The organism is Blautia pseudococcoides, from assembly GCF_001689125.2.
In the GTDB taxonomy this organism is placed as follows: domain Bacteria; phylum Bacillota; class Clostridia; order Lachnospirales; family Lachnospiraceae; genus Blautia; species Blautia pseudococcoides.
Window position 1 is genome coordinate 3856323 of record NZ_CP015405.2, and the last position, 17695, is coordinate 3874017.

16 protein-coding genes are annotated in these 17695 nt (G+C 47.9%); 2 read left to right on the forward strand and 14 right to left on the reverse strand.

From position 1 onward, the window contains the following. Positions 1-49: 49 nt before the first annotated feature. Entirely contained in the window at positions 50-4927 is a 4878-nt protein-coding gene (locus A4V09_RS18135; protein ID WP_157123525.1) for a carbohydrate binding domain-containing protein, read from the reverse strand. A 265-nt stretch (positions 4928-5192) separates the two neighbouring features. Here A4V09_RS18135 and A4V09_RS18140 point away from each other — a divergent pair, with 265 nt between their 5' ends. Beyond that, on the forward strand, positions 5193-6473 hold the full coding sequence (locus tag A4V09_RS18140) for a glycosyl hydrolase family 18 protein (protein ID WP_065543577.1): 1281 nt from the start codon (positions 5193-5195) through the stop codon (positions 6471-6473). Here A4V09_RS18140 and A4V09_RS18145 read toward each other — a convergent pair. Together A4V09_RS18145 and A4V09_RS18150 are read right to left on the reverse strand one after the other, a co-directional pair. After that, a complete protein-coding gene (locus A4V09_RS18145) occupies positions 6459-6698 on the reverse strand; it encodes a hypothetical protein (protein ID WP_065543578.1) in 240 nt (79 codons plus the stop codon). The genes A4V09_RS18140 and A4V09_RS18145 overlap by 15 nt on opposite strands. A 292-nt stretch (positions 6699-6990) precedes the next feature. Further along, complete coding sequence (locus tag A4V09_RS18150) at positions 6991-7863, reverse strand: tyrosine-type recombinase/integrase (RefSeq protein ID WP_084043806.1); 873 nt, start codon at positions 7861-7863, stop codon at positions 6991-6993. A 188-nt stretch (positions 7864-8051) separates the two neighbouring features. On the opposite strand from A4V09_RS18150, the gene A4V09_RS18155 reads away from it, so the two are divergent. Then, positions 8052-8399, forward strand: a complete 348-nt coding sequence (locus A4V09_RS18155; RefSeq protein ID WP_065543579.1) for a GHKL domain-containing protein — start codon at positions 8052-8054, stop codon at positions 8397-8399. Between the two features lie 101 nt (positions 8400-8500). On the opposite strand, the gene rplA is transcribed toward A4V09_RS18155, so the two are convergent. The 11 genes from rplA to A4V09_RS18210 form a co-directional block, all read right to left on the reverse strand. Further along, positions 8501-9196 carry a 50S ribosomal protein L1 gene (rplA, locus tag A4V09_RS18160; protein WP_065543580.1) on the reverse strand — a complete coding sequence of 232 codons (696 nt, stop codon included), beginning with the start codon at positions 9194-9196 and terminating at the stop codon, positions 8501-8503. A 79-nt stretch (positions 9197-9275) separates the two neighbouring features. Next, on the reverse strand, positions 9276-9701 hold the full coding sequence (gene rplK / locus A4V09_RS18165; protein WP_018597035.1) for a 50S ribosomal protein L11: 426 nt from the start codon (positions 9699-9701) through the stop codon (positions 9276-9278). Between the two features lie 80 nt (positions 9702-9781). Continuing rightward, complete coding sequence (gene nusG, locus A4V09_RS18170) at positions 9782-10297, reverse strand: transcription termination/antitermination protein NusG (RefSeq protein ID WP_065543581.1); 516 nt, start codon at positions 10295-10297, stop codon at positions 9782-9784. A 15-nt stretch (positions 10298-10312) separates the two neighbouring features. After that, positions 10313-10516: a preprotein translocase subunit SecE gene (secE, locus tag A4V09_RS18175; RefSeq protein ID WP_065543582.1), complete on the reverse strand. Its 204-nt coding sequence runs from the start codon at positions 10514-10516 to the stop codon at positions 10313-10315. A 21-nt stretch (positions 10517-10537) separates the two neighbouring features. Continuing rightward, entirely contained in the window at positions 10538-10687 is a 150-nt protein-coding gene (gene rpmG, locus A4V09_RS18180) for a 50S ribosomal protein L33 (RefSeq protein WP_018597038.1), read from the reverse strand. A 188-nt stretch (positions 10688-10875) separates the two neighbouring features. Further along, complete coding sequence (locus tag A4V09_RS18185) at positions 10876-11217, reverse strand: DUF1622 domain-containing protein (RefSeq protein WP_065543583.1); 342 nt, start codon at positions 11215-11217, stop codon at positions 10876-10878. 109 nt (positions 11218-11326) lie between these two features. After that, positions 11327-12457: a hypothetical protein gene (locus A4V09_RS18190; RefSeq protein ID WP_157123526.1), complete on the reverse strand. Its 1131-nt coding sequence runs from the start codon at positions 12455-12457 to the stop codon at positions 11327-11329. Between the two features lie 181 nt (positions 12458-12638). Continuing rightward, positions 12639-13253 (reverse strand): TetR/AcrR family transcriptional regulator, encoded by a 615-nt coding sequence (locus A4V09_RS18195; RefSeq protein ID WP_065543585.1) that lies wholly within the window; start codon positions 13251-13253, stop codon positions 12639-12641. A 3-nt stretch (positions 13254-13256) separates the two neighbouring features. Next, the gene (locus tag A4V09_RS18200; RefSeq protein ID WP_330396461.1) at positions 13257-14435 is read right to left on the reverse strand and encodes a radical SAM/SPASM domain-containing protein; all 1179 of its coding nucleotides are present in this window, start codon (positions 14433-14435) and stop codon (positions 13257-13259) included. A 214-nt stretch (positions 14436-14649) separates the two neighbouring features. Then, positions 14650-16056: an alpha/beta hydrolase gene (locus A4V09_RS18205; RefSeq protein WP_065543586.1), complete on the reverse strand. Its 1407-nt coding sequence runs from the start codon at positions 16054-16056 to the stop codon at positions 14650-14652. A gap of 165 nt (positions 16057-16221) precedes the next feature. Further along, positions 16222-17577 (reverse strand): GH1 family beta-glucosidase, encoded by a 1356-nt coding sequence (locus tag A4V09_RS18210; protein WP_065543587.1) that lies wholly within the window; start codon positions 17575-17577, stop codon positions 16222-16224. Positions 17578-17695 lie beyond the last annotated feature (118 nt).

Consider the following 17695-nt stretch of genomic DNA (forward strand, 5'->3'; position numbering starts at 1 on the left):
GTCACTCCTAAAAATGGGGGCTGCCAAGAACAGCCCCCATACTTCCCACTTACTTTTGGTATTTACGTTTCTTTCCTAAAATTACTGCTGTACCTCCTGATAATACCAGAAGCCCTGCTAAAAGCGCAAGCGGAGATTCATCACCTGTCTTAGCACTCTTGGTTGTCTTAGTTCCTGACGTGGAAGATGGCTTTTTCTTTGTAGTGCTTGGAGTACCTGTCTTTTTCTTCAGGTTTTTAATTGCTTTTTCCAGGTTTTCTTTTGCTTTATCCACTTCAGACTGCGCTGCTTTGTCGTCTTCTAATACTGATGCTGCCGTTTCCAGTGCTTTTCGGAACGTTTTCCAGGTGGCATCTGTATAACTTCCCTGCTTGTCATCTTTATGTTTGTCATAAAGTTTTTGCAGAGAACTCTTGTCCGCCCCTTTCTCCTTCAGTCCTGATAATGCTGCACTTAAGTCGGACGCCGCTTTGTTGATCTCCTCCTGGGTGGCCGAGTCATCGTTCAATGTTGTCTCCGCGTTTTTCAGGGCATCAGTAAAGGTCTTCCAGGTTTTGTCTGTATAGTTGTTCTGTTTGTGATTTTTGTGGGCATTGTATAATTTTTCCAGATCGCTTTTGTCTGTTTCAGACTTAGGATTCTCTTTCAGAGCGGCAATGGATGCTTCCAGCTTCTCCTTTGCCTTGTCTACCTTTTTCTGGTCCGCAGTATCATCTTTCAGAACAGTATCGGCATTCTTTAACGCATCCTGGAAATCTTTCCAGGTCTTGTCCGTAAAATTTCCCTGCTTGTCATCTTTATGGGCGTTAAACAGTTTCTCCAGAGCGGCCTTATCTGCCTTCCCTTCTGTTTTCTCCTCCAGTGCTGCAATTGCATCTTCAAGCAGTTTCTTTGCCTGTTCTATTTTGTCCTGGTCCGCAGTTTCATCTCCGAGAACCGTCTCTGCATTCTTTAAAGCATTCTGGAAATTTTCCCAGGTCTCATCTGTGAAGTTCCCCTGCACGTGGTCTTTATACAGATCATAAAGGTCCTGCAGGCCTTTTTTATCCACCACCGGTTTCTCGCTCTTCTTTGTCAGAGCTTCATAGGCGTTTTTCAATGTTTCCGCTGCTTTGTCAAGCGTATCCTGCGTCGCGTCCGCATTCACCTTCTCAAGCCTGGCTGCAAGTTCAGCTTCCCGGTATGTGTTCCAGGACTCTTCTGTATAGTAGGATTCCTCCTCCTTCGGAACGAGAGCCAAAGCTTCATCCAGTGCAGAAGTGTCCAAATTCTCTTTGGTCACGGTATATCTCTCGTACAGTTTTACATCATCCATCTGTACCGTTGCCAAGTCACTGTTAATGCTGATACTGATCTTGTCGTAACCCTTGGTAGTGAATGCAAAGCTTGCTTTCCTCCACTCTCCTGCTTTTGTGAGGGACTCCGGATGGGCATTGCCGAGCTTAATGTCGCCGGAACCGGTCACACTGTTATGGTGTTTTGCTTCAATGGCAACCTTGCCGGTGTCTGATGCGCTGCATTTGATCCATGCTTCCAGAATATATTCCGTGTTCGGTGTTACGGGTATGCCGCCCAGTTCTGAGTATGCAGTATTTCCGGCATATTTTTGGTCAACTTTCAGGCTGTGGTCACCGCTGTGGGCATCCCCTTCTACAACAGATATGGTACTCTGCCAATCTCCCCAGTCTCCTACGTCCCCGGACTCGAAATCCCCATTACTTTTTTCCGGATTATAAGATTCCAGAATATTGTCTGCCGTCTCAGCATCGTTCTCTTTAATGTCATCCTTCTTGATCAATGCCTGTATTGCCTGCTCCAGGTTCCTGGCATAACTGTCGATCATCTCCTGTGTGGCAAGCGGCCGGTTCATGGCTGTTTTTGCTGCTGCCAGTGCCTTCTGCATCTCCGCAAATGTGGCAGCATCGTATACATTTTCACTATATGCCTCTGCCATGGCTGTCAGAGCTTCCAGATAGGTTCTGTCCACCTCCGGCCTCTCTGCTGTACTCTTGCCCTGGTACTCAAAAGCCCCCATATCTACCAGCCCCTGGCTCTCCCCATCTGTGTACGGAGCAGGATTTCCGGCATAGTCTTTATTTTCTATGGTGATCTGTGTAGCAACCAGTTCATTTTCCACCGCTTTCAGGGATTCCTGGGGCGGGTCCATGTGATCACTGCCTGCATCAATACAGGGTGATGTTGATCTCAGTTTAAATCCTTCGGCGCTTCCCAGCGTCACAGTTCCGTGAGCAAAGCTTCCGTCCGTATAGTTTTCTGGATTTTCAAACTGCGGGTCAGCAATGATAACGCCTGCGTCCTCATCCTTTGGGTACACATCCGCGATGGTACCGTAAATACAGTTATTGCTGTAATTTACTCCTTCATTATTCACAAAGGTATCACTGTTTCCGCAGATAATATTGTTGTAAATATCTGTACCGCTGGAAGGCGCGGTTCCCCAGGTTGCCTGTTCCACAGCATTAACCTTATAATCGTGATCCCAGTAAATGGTGTTGTTGTAAACCTGATTGCCAATACTGCCCCTCTCACCGATACGCATAATGCGCGCGCCGTCAAACAGGCCGTCATTGACGCTGACATTGTATCTGGCAACCGCATTTACCGTATAATAAGGTCCCGGGCAGGCCATCCAGAATCCGCCCTTGTTGTCATGGCTGTAATTATACTGGTACATTACGTTCTGGTTGCCGTAATCAAAGTCAAAAGCCATACCATCCTGATAACTCTCTGTGTGGGCCGCTTCATTATACTGCATGGTCACATTGTTGCAGTCCCACATCCAGATTGCCGCATGGGCGGGATTTCTGCTATAGTCCCAGTCCTCACTGGCACTTTTCACCACAAGGTTTTTCTCTGCGATACCGCCGTCTGCGTTGATAAGCACAATACCGTCGCCGGCCACATCATAGACATAGTTTTCTGCCACATATACATTTGGCCATCCAACCCATTTTCCTTTTCCTGCTTCCTGTGCACCGCTGCCGCCCACTAATACCCTGGATGCCCAGGAACTCTCCATATAAATGGCTTCGTGGCAGACATTTTCTACCTTATTTCCGACAATCGTCAGGTCTGTGAATTTGGACTCCACCTTATCTCCTGTCACCAGGGCGATCAAGCCGCCCGAACCCTTCTGGGCACCACCCTGCATGTAACCGTTGACATCATGTACATAGTTGTTCTTCACAACAACGCCCGGAAGGTCTCCCCCATCGTGGTTCTCCGCAAGGATACCTGTGAGCAGGTACTGGCTCTGTTTCTTTTTGGCATTGTCGTTCACAAGGTCCGCTGCATCCGCTTCCGTGTTGGTCACTTCCAGGTTCTGGACAGTGGTATATTTGGAATTGTAGATATGAACTGCTGCCACATCCTGTTTCGGCGCATTTTTGTTTGTCTGCCACGGATTTCCATTGCCGTTGATAACAGGATTGGAGCCCTCACCGTATCTGTCTACATAGACAGGGTTGTCCTGGGTTCCTGCTGCCTCCTGAAGTTTAAGCTGCTCACCGTTCCATGTACAGCCGGCCTTTAAAAGGAGTTTGCCGCCTGCCTGAAGGCGGAGCCGCTTTACATTTTCAAAGGTTTTCCATGCCTGTTCCGGGGAGGTTCCTGAAGCAGCGTCATCTCCATTCTGGGCATCTATATAGAAGGTATCACTGCTGGTGATCAGGGAGTCATCTCCAGGATTGTCCGGACTCTCCGGGACGTCAGTTTTTACAAGCCTGATATTCCTGGCTTTGGCAGTTCCCTCCTCTAACCAGACACTGATATTTTTGGAGGTCTGGCCAGCAGGCATCTGGAAGGTAACGGATATGGTCTCCCACTCCCCTGTTTTTGCATTTACTGCAAAAGACTTATCTCCACTGTCTGTCTGAGGCTTTTTCTGGGCAATAGAAATGGCCTGTGCAGTGTCGGCATATACTTCTCCGCTGAGTTTATACCAAGCCTCCGGCTCCAGACCGTCCACATTCCGGTTGATTCCGTTTGCCCCTTTGCCGGCATCAAAGGAACTGTAGAAGCCGTCCTCCTCCTCATGGATCGTGATGTCCGCATTTTCCGGCCAGATCCCCCATCCATTCAGCCCGTCTGCAAAGTCACCGTTTGTCAGAAGGTTTGTCTCCTCCTGCTGATCTTGCTGTTTCTCCAGGCCCTCAGCAGCAGCTTCCAGTTCTCCTGTAATGGAATTTACTTCCTCCTGGGTCTTCTGGGCCGCATCGTAAGAATAAATATCCGTGAAAGCCCTGGCCTCCTCTGCCTTAATCTGAAGCACGTTCAGGGACTCAGCGGTGTAGATATCCGTCTGTCCCAGTTTTTCCTCTGCATCCGCAAGCGCTGCCTCAAGCACTGATAGATCCGGCGCCTCATACAGGTTTACATCATCTGCATATGCGGTGCCTGCCCCTGCGTTCAGCCATGTATAGACATTGGGTTTCTGGGCATTTTCCCACATGGTAAAGCGCACAGCAGCCTGAACCCACTCGCCCACTTTGCTCTGGGACTCTATGGCAAACTGCGGGTCACTTCCCTTTCCTTCATTCTCATGGAATCCTATAGAATAGGAATTGGCAGCAGTCTGGTAAATCTGGGCTGTGAGCCAGTAATCCTTCCCCGGTGTCAGGGCAATGTCCTGTGTCACCTGGGACCCGTTGCCTTTTGCTTCCTCTCTCAGACAATAACTGCCCTCAGCCGGCTGGATCACATCACTTCCAACTCTCTCCATACTAGCTCCGCCGCTGGTGCACCAGCCGTTTTTTGTCCAGCCGTTTAGATTGTCTTCTTCAAATCCTCCATTTACAAGCATACCTGCAGTCGGTTCTGCCATGACAGGCACAGCTACAGTCATATTCCCCATGATCATGGCTGCTGCCATCAGCATGGAAATTCCTGACTTCCATTTTTTCATCATTTTGACCTTTTCCTCCTTTAATTCAGAATATTTTTTATTCACTTCTTGAAATCTGCATCCTCCTCTCCCCCGAGCATTGTCATCATTTGCACTATAAATTCGGAAATTTATCCCATTTTTTATATAGTATCACAACAGCCACTACGATTTTTTTCATATTCGACTCCATTTATAACATTTTCAACCATTTTGGCTAGAGTTTCAGCAAAGCCTTTGATTAAACATTTTCTGTTCTCTACATAAACTAAAAGAAAAGGGTATTTTTATGATCATACATGTTGTGGCTCCAGGCGAAACCCTCAGCAACATCGCCGCACAGTACGCGGTATCCCCAAGCCGTCTTTCCTTTGACAACCAGTTAAGCGAGCAGGACCACCTGGTTGTGGGCCAGGCTCTCCTCGTACTTCAGCCGGATCTGATCCATGAAACCACGCCGGGCGAGACCATCCCTTCTATTGCGGACCTGTACGGCGTCCCTGCTCTGCAGATCGTGCGGAATAATCCCTTTCTCACCAGCCAGCCCTTTCTCCGACAGGGACAGTATCTGGTCATCCGTTACAAAGACCAGTCAGACAGACCTTTAACTGCAGACGGTTATGCCTATCCTTTTATCAATATGAAGCTATTGGGGGAAACCCTTCCCTATCTGGGATATCTGTCTATTTTTTCCTACGGGTTTACCGAATCAGGAGAATTGATCCCCATTTATGATGAACCTTTGCTGGAGGCAGCCAGGGTATACGGCACCAAGGCTGTCTTTGTGCTGACACCCTTTACAGAAGCAGGAACCTTTAACAGCAATCTGGTCACCATTGCCTCGCAGAATATGGAAGTTCAGGAAAATCTCATGGAAAACATACAGAGAACGGTACAGAATAAGGGATATTCTGAAGTAGATGTGGATTTTGAATATATAAGGGCTGAGGACCGGATTGCCTATGTGGAATTTGTGCGCAGGCTGACCCGGAGAATGAATGCGGTGGGAATCACCGTCTCCGTGGCACTGGCACCTAAAGTATCTGCCGACCAGCCGGGACTTCTGTATGAAGGGGTGGATTACAGGCTTCTGGGGGAAGCGGCTAACTCGGTGCTGCTGATGACGTATGAATGGGGCTACACCTACGGCCCGCCCATGGCGGTTGCTCCCATACCTTCCGTGAGGCGGGTCCTGGAATACGCGGTGACGGAAATCCCCCCTGAAAAGATTTCCATGGGCATACCGAACTACGGATATGACTGGCCTCTGCCCTTTGTCCGGGGAGAAACAGCCGCCGTAACCATAGGAAACCAGCAGGCTGTGGCCATCGCCGCTGCCAATAATGCAGTCATACAGTATGATGAAGTATCACAGGCGCCCTTCTTTGAATATAACCACCGGGGCACAGACCATATCGTATGGTTTGAGGATGTGCGCAGTATCCTGGCCAAATTCCAGCTCGTAAAAGAATTCGGGTTTCCCAGAGTGGATTACTGGCAGCTCATGCGGTCCTTCCGTCAAAACTGGCTGCTCCTGTGTACAGAATTCTCCTTGTCAGAACCTTTTTAAACGATCGCACAGATACTGGCGGGCTGCCTGGGCGGTTCTGAAGTGCGGAGTTTTTTGGCCCAATATGTACCCTGCTGCCTCCTCCCACTCTTCCTGTGTATATTCCTGAGTGGGTATTCTGCTCACTGTGTCATAGATTTTTATTCTGCTGATGCAGCCGTGCAGGTCCGACAGCATTGTTGTGCCGTTATCCCTTGCCAGCCTGTCCAGTAATTTATCCTTCACACTCCGCACCTCCTTTTACGTTATCTTGTGAAGACTACATAATGATGGTTATGTGGTCATATAAACAAAGGTTGTAAACTTAAATACATAGCAATTTTATCATGCTTCCTCTTAAAATACAAGATTTTATGCCGGGGAACATGGGAAAAGACACAGGAAGTAAACCGGAGGCCTCCATATAAATGCGCCGGTTTATTTCCTGTGTCTTTTTTTAAGTTAATCTTTTTTTGTGAAATGCACAGAAACCTGATATGCAGATACGTGACTACATAACCATCATTATGTGGTTTTTTTATGTTCTCAACACAACAAGCCCCATCCGATCCACCTGTCTGGCATGTTCCACACCGCTCTCCATAGTATAAATGCGGGTAGTGGTCACACTGGAATGTCCCAGCAGGTCTGCAAGTCTGGATAAATCCTTTTCCATGCGGTAATAGGTTCTTGCAAATAAGTGACGCAGATTATGAGGAAACACTTTTTCCGGCTCGACGCCAGCACTGCAGCACAGATTCTTCATGTCTCTCCATATATTTGAGCGGTCCAGCGGCCTCCCGTTTTTTGTACAAAAAACAACTCCTTTTTTGATCCCCTGCTCCCGGCAGTACACCTGCAAAGCACGGCTCAGGGTCCTTGGAAGGAAAATAGTACGTTTTTTCCCTTTACAATCCACAATAGTGCGTCCTGCTTTTACTGTTTCCAGTGTTACAAACTGCAGCTCCGAGACCCGTATGCCTGTTGAACAGATCGTCTGCAGGATCAGGGCCAGACGGCGGTTCTGTTTCTGCTCAGCAGCGTTCACCAGCCGGATATACTCCTCTCTTGACAGCTCTTTTTCCGGTTTCGTAAAAATCTCCTTCTGAATCTTCAGCGGTTTCACCCTGTACTGGGGATACCCAACCCATTCAAGAAACCCGTTTACTGCTGCCAGCATAGAATTTACACTGGCAGGCAGATAACTCTGTGTCAGCTTTTCCTTCCAGCACAGCAGACTTTCCTTTGTAACTGTCTCCCCCTGAAGAAACATAAAGTATGACCTCAGGTCATGCACATATTTGACAATGGTATTCCTGCTCCTCTCCTCCCTTAAAAGGTAGTTCTCGTAGCCCTTCACCAGACCGTCCTCATCCATCTGAAACGTTGCCGCCGCATTTCTGCACTCCATAATCAACCAGCCTTTCTGTCGCATCTTGAACCTTGCATTTACTTCTGTCATCTGTTATTGTACCGGATATGTACATCCTATATACACAATACAACAAACCTTCTTAAATAGTGTACCAATTCCTTTTTTGTTGTTGGAATGGTAAATACACCGGAAAGCTTTACATGCTATAATAACAGTGGAATTTTATGTCTGGAGGTGTTTTTGTTTTTCTTTCGTCTTATTTTTTCTACTGCCTTCAGCCAATCAGCGGATGGAGGTATGCTGTCCCTGTTATTCCATGCAGGCCTCATATAAAAATACGGGGAGAATACCGGGAGGCGGGCTTCCTGGTCCGCTTTGAAAACACATTCTCCAACCCCCTGAAAGAAAAGAACGGAGCCTTCCAGTCCACCAAACATGGCGGTCCGGGAATCGGAACGGAGTCTGTAAAAAAAGTGGTGCAGCAGTATCAGGGGACTGTGGGATTTGCAAAGGAAGGAAAGCCTCCTCAAAGAGCAGGGACTTCTGGCCGATATATGGAAAGAAAGGATTAGAGCTTAAACACGAGCGTTTTCTCCCGCCGGACCAGGGGCGGGCATAAAAAGAGGCCGCCGCATTGATCTCTCAATACGGCGGCCTCCTTTTATTTCATCTATTACTGAGCTAACTTAACCGGGTTAAGCTTAACGCTCGGTCCCATTGTGGAAGCGAGTGTTACACTCTTCAGGTACTGACCTTTCAGTGTGCTTGGCTTAGCCTTTGTGATAGCTCCCATGAGCGTCTGGAAGTTGTCCGCTAACTGCTCCTCTGTGAAAGAAGCTTTTCCGATTGGCACGTGAATGATGTTTGTTTTATCAAGACGATATTCAATCTTACCAGCTTTAATATCCTGAATAGCTTTTGTAACGTCCATTGTTACGGTTCCGGCTTTCGGGTTTGGCATTAAGCCTTTTGGTCCGAGTACACGACCCAGACGACCAACAACACCCATCATGTCCGGTGTAGCAACAACAACGTCGAAATCTAACCAGCCTTCGTTCTGGATCTTCGGAATCAGTTCCTCAGCTCCAACATAGTCTGCACCGGCAGCCTGAGCCTCGTCAGCTTTGGCATTCTTTGCAAATACTAATACACGAACAGTTTTACCGGTTCCGTGCGGCAGTACAACTGCACCACGAATCTGCTGGTCTGCATGACGTCCGTCACAACCTGTTCTGATATGAGCTTCGATTGTTTCGTCAAATTTAGCTACTGCTGTTTTCTTAACTAAAGCGATAGCTTCTTCTGTATCATATAAGTTTGCGCGATCAACTGCTTTTGCAGCCTCTACATATTTCTTTCCGCGTTTCATATTAAATAACCTCCTAGTGGTAATTGCGGGAATGTCCCTCCCACGTTCGTTTCAATAGTTCAAAAGGCAAGGCCTGGCCTTATTCCTCTACAGTGATTCCCATACTTCTTGCAGTACCTGCAATCATGCTCATTGCTGCTTCTAAGGAACCTGCATTTAAGTCCGGCATTTTCATCTCTGCGATTTCCTGGATTTTAGCCTTGGAAATTGTAGCAACTTTAGTTTTGTTCGGAACACCTGAACCGGATTTCAGGTTGCAGGCTTTCTTTAACAGAACTGCTGCCGGCGGAGTTTTGGTTATAAAGCTGAAACTTCTGTCCGCATATACTGTGATAACAACCGGGATGATCAGATCTCCCTTATCTGCTGTTCTCGCATTGAATTCCTTTGTAAACTGTACAATGTTTACACCGTGCTGACCCAGAGCAGGTCCAACCGGTGGTGCTGGTGTTGCCTTTCCAGCAGGGATCTGTAATTTAATATAGCCTGTTACTTTCTTTGCCATTTTCGGCACCTCCTAATTATGTGGTAATGTCGGGGATTTCCCTCCCACGAGCCATGTGACGTATGGCCCTTTCATCTTCGTTACATTTTCTTAACTTCTGCGAAACTGATTTCAACTGGCGTTTCGCGGCCAAACAGCTCAACATTTATTGTCACAATCTGTTTGGATTCATTGATACTCTGGACAACGCCCACGGTATCTTTCCAAACTCCGCCTGTAACAACAACACTGTCACCTTCTTCAAAGTCGATCTGGACGGTTACGTTCCGGATACCCAGACGGTCCATCTCTTCCTCTGTCAAAGGAACCGGTTTTGACCCCGGACCAACGAATCCTGTGACACCGCGTGTGTTTCTTACAACATACCAGGTATCATCATTCATCACCATGTTAATAAGGACATATCCCGGAAACATCTTCTTCTGCACCAGCTTCTTCTGGCCGTTTTTCATTTCCTCAACGTCCTCCATGGGAACACGGACTTCCAAAATCTGATCTTCCAGGTGTCTGTTTTCAATTGTCTTGTCAATGTTGGCTTTTACCTTGTTCTCATACCCTGAATAGGTATGTACAACATACCAATTTGTTTCTGACATAAAATCACCTTGTCCTTATTTGATTAATAGATTCAGAATCTGCAGGACGCCGCTGTCAATCACGGAAATGAGCACTCCCAGGATGGCAGTGATCGCTACAACCGCAACCGTCTGTTTAACCAGCGTCGGCCTGTCAGGCCAGATAATTTTTTTGAATTCAGCCTGAAGCCCTTTGGTCCAGTTCTTCTTAGGAGCTTTTACTTTCTTTTCTGCATCCATAGCTTCACCTCTCGAGCCCAATTATTTGGTTTCTTTGTGCATTGTGTGAGCCTTGCAGAACTTACAGTATTTTTTTGTCTCCATACGTTCCGGATGGTTCTTCTTTTCCTTTGTCATGTTGTAATTACGCTGTTTACATTCAGTACATGCCAATGTTATTTTTACGCGCACGACTTCTCCACCTCCATGTGTCTTTTATCTCCGGCAGATTCACGTCTCTGCCGCATGCAACGTTTCGGTTTCCTGCGACAAGACCTCTTTTGTTCCTGAAAATTAGGCACAAAAAAAAGACCTACTTCCACTGTCGCTTGTCTAGTTTAGCACAGAAAGAGGTCTTTGTCAATTTATTTTACACTTTTTTATGGACTGTCCGCCTCCCCGCCCATTAGGTGTCCCTCATCATTTTTAATCTCCCAATGAATCAAAATCGTCAATATTGCTCTCAGCACAATGATCCCCGCCACAATATAAATTTCCGACAATTTCCTGACAACGACGGTGCGCAGGATTTCGCTCCCCAGTTTAAACTCCAGCCCCATGGCAAGTCCCTTTGCAAGGAGAAGTTTTGTATTGGGGTCCCGCTTAATATAGTGAATCATACCCCGGATTCCGGCAAAGATAATAATACCCACTCCAATATATTCAAATAACAGGATTGCCAAATCCACAATGTTCCTCAAAGTTTCTTCCAAAAACAGCATAGCTATCCTTTCCCACAGGCCAATACCAGTAATCAGTCTACTGTCAGTATGTCCAGCCTTTCACCTTTCTTTTGTGTTATGTAAACTTCATTCCGAAGGTACCGAACCGTTACAAAAGGTCTACATAGGATATCAACTCCCTCTCACTGGCAATATCGCCGTCAAAGGGATAGTTCTTTCCCGCTCTCTCAAACAGTTCGATCCATTTCTGTGCTGCTTCCCCATCCTGATTCTGAATCAGCTCATAGGCGTATTGAATACGCAGCACGGACAGCATGGATGAGGAACGCTTCAAAAACTCCTGGACACCAGCCTTTTCGTACTCTCTGCGCACTTCTTCCCCCGGACCATTCAGCATAAGCCTGCAGAATATCATTTCCGCCTCCAGCATGGATCTCTGGATTCCTATAAGACCGGAAGCATGTTCCAGCACCCTTTCCCCTATTTCCAGTGCTGCCGGAAAGTCCTCCCTGTCAATATTACGGCTGACAGCAAACACACCGGTTGCTGCACACAGAGCATTATCCCACAACTCTTCAGGCGCAGGTTCAAACCACTCCTGCGGCATATCCTTCAAGCGTACGCCCAATGTAAACTGCTCATTTATCTTTAACTGCAGCCACAGACAGCGCACTGCCTTTTTATCCTTCCCCAGATGGAGCACATTGTATCCATCATTATCCACCCCGCCAAGCTGCATGGGTACTGCATTCATCAGCGCAAAAAAGACACCTACGATAACAAATGCCATGAACAGGATCTGCAGATACCCGTGTCCGTCTACCGCAAAACAGATAACCAGGGAGGCCCCGGCAGACAGCAGATTAAAAAGACTTCCGCCCAGGTTATACAGTATATACGGCATACTTCCATTCACCAAGTCAGGCGGTGCCAGAAGGCACTGTCCCCCTGTTCCCATAAGTGAATACCGCCCCCGCCTGATCCCGTCTCTTTTCTTAACCAGAATCACTTTTCCTACGCGAAAGGAAGAAAATTTATATCCGCTCAGAATCCCGCAGACCAAATGTCCCCCTTCATGTACAACAACTTGCAGACATGCAGCCACATAAAGGCACAGGATCATCCACACAAGACCTGCCAGGATTTCCTCAGTCCTAACCTTCCCCCCGTGCATTCTTTCCACAAACATCATGCCAAAGTACCCGCATGCTCCGCCGATCAGGGCTCCCACGATCATCTGCGGCCACGGTCTCTGTCTTTTCCTTTTTATTCTGCCCATAATCTGCTCATTCATCCTCCGAAAACAGCCTGTACAGTAAATACGCCCGGCTGTTGATCAATCATCTCTTAATTTCTACAGTTCCATATCATACGATCAGACTTTATATCTCACGCACAACTTGGGGTATCCCAGCTAAAATATGGGACTGCAGGCCGGCCTTCTGCAAATACGCCCTCTTTTATTTTTGGTAAATACGGACAAACTCCCTGACCTGCCGTTCCAGTTCTTCAAGTCCATCCTCCACATTACTGTCCCCGCCGTCGTATTTATTCAGGAGAAAAAATATAGGCGCGTAAAAATTCACTGCCATAGCCCTGGCATCCGTCCCCGAAAAAATGCCCTGCCGTATCATATCACCGAATAAAACCGTCTGGTAACGGATGCTGTCCTCCATATAAATCTTTCGGTAAACCGCTGCGATCTCTTTATCCCGGTACTGTTCTATGGTCAGCATTCTGCGGAATCTTCCTGCAAAAGGATCCTGTAGGTAAAACAAAAAAACTTTTTTGCTCAGCACCACCAACTCATTCTCGGTTATCCCGCCGTATGCAAGTGCGGCCTCCTCCATGGAAGTATCATCCGGCAGGCCGAAGGTATGGCTCATAGCCTCCATCCTTCTTGCCATTTCCTCCACAATGGTCTCAAAGATCTCTTTCTTGCTTTTAAAATGTTTGTAGAGGGAGCTGTCCTTGATCCCCACTGCCTCCGCAATGTTTTTCACGCTGGTGCCCTGGTATCCCCTGCTTGAAAAAAGTGTGAGGGCCTCCTCCACAATCTGCTCTTTAGTTGACATAACTCATTCTATCCCTTTCAGGTGATCTTTCACTTTCTTCTCCTGCTCAAACAAAGCACAGCCGCCGGTATGCATCTCAGTGAGGCTGCCGTCCTCCCTCAACCTGCAAAACAGAGGGGAATCCATAGCATCCCTGAGGCTGGTCTTTTGCAGACTGGTGTCGGAATATGGGGAGAACGGACAAGGCTCCGCCCCGCCGCTGGCATTGATATGAAAAAATCCCCTCCCCGCAGCAAGACATCCGCCCGATGCCCTCTCATCCCCAGGAAACGAAATAAGGAGCATATCCCCCTGCATTTCCCGCAATACGTCCAGTCTGGCCGCCAGATATTCCCTGTCCCCATCATCCGGCGCCAGATTCCTTGTTGCCCTGTCTGCCGGTACATATTCCACATAGATCACAGCTTTACAGCCCAGGAGAGAAAGCTTCCTAAGAAATGCATCTGCAGTAACCTCCTCCATATTTTCTTTGGTCACGGTTACAGATACCCCATATAAAATATCCCAATCCCTCAGATCCTCCATTGTCTGTATTAAACCGTCATAAATCCCGCTGCCTCGCCTGGCATCTGTCTTCTGCCTGTCGCCTTCCATACTGAGAACCGGCAGTAGATTCCTGTTATCCATAAAAAGCTGCAGATATGTACCTCTGTCTGCCTCCCCTTTATCAGGCACCTCGGAGACCGGTTCCCCTTCCACGCAGCGGGGCAATGTATCATTATTAATCATAGTACCATTAGTGAAAACAGGGAACAAGATATTTTTTCGCATTCCTGCCTTTTTCAGTACATAAGGTCTCATCAGAGGCTCGCCTCCGGCCAGCAGGATAAAGCTGACTCCCATTTCCTCGGCCTGGGCAAAAATATCATCCCACTGTTCCGCACTCATCCCTATCCGAACTGCCTCGCTGCCGCAGGTGTGATTTGCCCGGGCGTAACACCCTTTGCAGTGAAGATTGCACTGGCTGGTTATGCTGGCGATCAGGAATGGGGGCACAGGTTTCCCGTTCTGCTCCGCCTGCCTGCGCTTTCCTGCCGCCCGTCCGGCTGCCTTAGCGTATTTCAGCAGGTACATGGCTGATCTCGGATTTGTGAACGATGCTTTTTTCATTCTTTTTATAATATTTTCCACTCCACGGCTAAGATACTGCTCTAACTGTAATCTCTCCATAATCTTTTCCATACCTTTCTCTGTCTGGTTGTCGGGGCTTTTAGCTAGTAAACACTAGCTTCTTTTATTATAGCTAGTATGCACTAGCCTGTCAAGTAAAAATAACCACACAAAGCATAAGCCCATCCATATCCTGAACAGCGTTGGTCCCGCCCAAAAACTTCCCATAAAAAATGCAGACAATCACCGGCATTATGATGATTGTCTGCAAAACGGGGATACCTCTTTATCCGTTAATAAATCCGGCAATTGTCTCTGTCACTTCATCAGGGATATGCTTTACCCCCTGATAACTGGCCGGGCCGTCCTCATATCTGCCCTCCATGAACATATGGCTCAGTCCGGGGAATGACACAAACTGCCAGTTGTCTTTCCCCTCATAATTGTCTTTCCATATCTGGAAATCATCCATAGTCACCTGATAATCCTCCTCACCCTGAAGGACAAGCACCGGCATGGTCATATCCTCTGCTTCCTTCACGGCATCGTAATCCAGCAGGCTTTTTATATATGTGAGATTCTGTCCCATAATCTTTTCATCTTCGGAGAGAGCGTCTATATTTCTCATCTGTTCCACTGCAGCAAAACCTTGTTCATACACAGCCTTCTCCTGCTCTGAGGGATTGGGATTCAGGCTCTGAAGAAATGTGTACTGCCGCTCCAGCGTCTCTGCAAACCCTCTGGCCGGACCTGCCATCATGACACAGCCGTCCGGCTGGGCCTCTCGTGAAATTGCCCCCATCATCTGAGCCCCCTGGCTGTGCCCCACCACGTATACCTTTGAAACGCCTTCCTGCTCACGCAGCATTTTAACAGCCGCAGCCGCATCATTGATAGTTTCGTCATAGACTGTAAACTCCTTATCCTCGGCTAACTCTTTCCCATACACATAGGATATCTTGTCATAACGATAGGAGGCGATTCCCTGCTTCGCCAGGCCCCAGGCTAGATCCCGGAACGGTTTTAGCTGACCGGAAGCCTCGTTTCTGTCACTGCTGCCGGAACCATGCACAAATACCACGGCCGGGTATTCCTTCAGGTTCTTAGGTACTGCAAAAGTCCCCGGCAGTGTACGGCCCTCTGCTATACTCAGATCCATATCCGTCTCCGTCACATTTTCCGGTATGGAGACCTCTTCTTTGCTTTCCTGATACACAGAAGTGGTAACGCCTCCGATTTTGCCCTCCAGGAATGATATGGTCAGATTGATGGGCTGTACGGCAAAATCACAGGGAACCTGTACCATGTCATACCCGGACTGAGGCTCCCCTTCCCACGCGGGCTGAACCTCTTTCAGTTCCCCCACTGCTTCCAGCGTCGCCTGAAAAGCTGCCTGGAACTGGCCGCTTTCCACTGCGGACTTCATCTGTTCTGTATACTCATAATTTCCTTTTATGTTATCTGTATTACCTTCGATCAAATCTTTTACAAGTGTCTCAGCCGTTGTCAGAACATCAGATCTGTTCCCACCCGCTGCCCCGGGTTCCTTCTCTTCGGCACTGTCCTCCTCCTGTGTATCCTGGGTCTTCTTCTCAGCGCTTTTGTCCCCTGTGTCCTTATCATTTCCGGAACAGCCTGCAAACGCCAGCATGACGGCAGCACTCAGCACAGTTATCATTACCTTTCTTTTCATAGTGATTCCTCCTTACCGCCGTAAATCTGCGGATTTGATAAATAGTTACGTTGGTCTCACTATATCACACTGCTTTAAAATCACAACTGCCTTAACCCAAAGTACAGAAAACTGGGAATAACGTAGATACCCGGACCCGCCAAGTGGTTCCAATCCCTCTTATCTCTACAGATTTGCTCCATTATTTCTGATAACTTCTGCATACCAGTGTGCAGAATCCTTCAGAATGCGTTCCTGTGTCTCAAAATCCACATAGACCATACCGAACCTGTCCGAATACCCTTTCGCCCACTCAAAGTTATCAATCACGGACCAGGCAAAATAGGCATCCACTTTCACCCCATCCTCAACAGCCCGGCCAAGCTCCCGCAGATATCTGTGATAAAAATCTATCCGGCCCGGGTCATGAACTTTTCCGTCCAGAGACACCGTATCCGCACAGCAGCAGCCGTTCTCCGTGATAACAATAGGTTTCTGATACCGTTCATAGAGGAACCGCGGCCCCCAATAGAGGGATTCCGGAACCACAGGCCATCCGTTGCCTGTCCTAGGATACCCCACAGGGCGTTCCACAGCCTCCCAGCCGCCTTTTCCGTCACTCTTCACCTTGTATCCGTTGTAAATATTCTGCCCATAAAAATCCAGGGGCTGATGCATCAGTTTCAGGTCATCCGGCCTAAAATCCGGCAGATCCTTCTCAAACAGCTTCAGCCCGTCCTCGGGATATCTGCCCAGCATGACCGGGTCGCTCCACCAGCTTACGGACCACATATAATCCGGCTTGTCCTCCACGGCAAAATATACTCTTCTCGCAGTCTCAATATCCTCCGGAGTATCCGCTGCCGGAATAACCGGATTGGAGGTGGGCGCATAACCAATCTGTGCATCCGGCACCAAGCTTCTGATAGCCTGTACTGCTTTTCCGTGTGCCATCATCACATGATGGGCCATTTCCAGCACGCTGCGGCGGGACATAATATTGCCGGGCGCATGTTCTCCGCTCACATGTCCCAGCCCCACGAAGCACTGAGGCTCATTGAAGGTCATAAAAAATTTAACCCTGTCACCAAATGCTTTTGCCGCCGCTGCCGCATACTCTGCAAACCAGTCCACGATCTCAGGGTTCTGCCAGCCTCCCAGACGGTGCAGGGCAAAGGGCAGATCCCAGTGAAACAGCGTCAGACACGGTTTAATATTGTATTTCAGAAGTTCAGCGATCAGAGCATTATAAAAATCTATACCGCTCTGGTTGATCTCCCCTCTTCCCTCAGGAAAAATCCTGGACCAGGCCATAGAGAAACGATACGCCTGGATTCCCATGTCTGCCATCATTTTCACATCTTCTTGGTAACGGTGGTAATGGTCACAAGCTACATCCCCGTTGTGCATGGAAAATACTTTGCCGGGGGTCCTGGAGAAATCATCCCATACCGTGTAACCTCTGCCGTCCTCGAAAGCACCGCCTTCTATCTGATAAGAAGCGGTTGCTGTCCCCCATAAAAAATCATCCTGAAATCCCATAAAAAATCCTCCTCTGCATGATGGTATCTGACTATCCACAGCCCTGCTCCAATTCTGTAAACAGTAATGTTGATCTATATATTCATATTATGCTAAAGATCCCTTGTTTTCAACAATT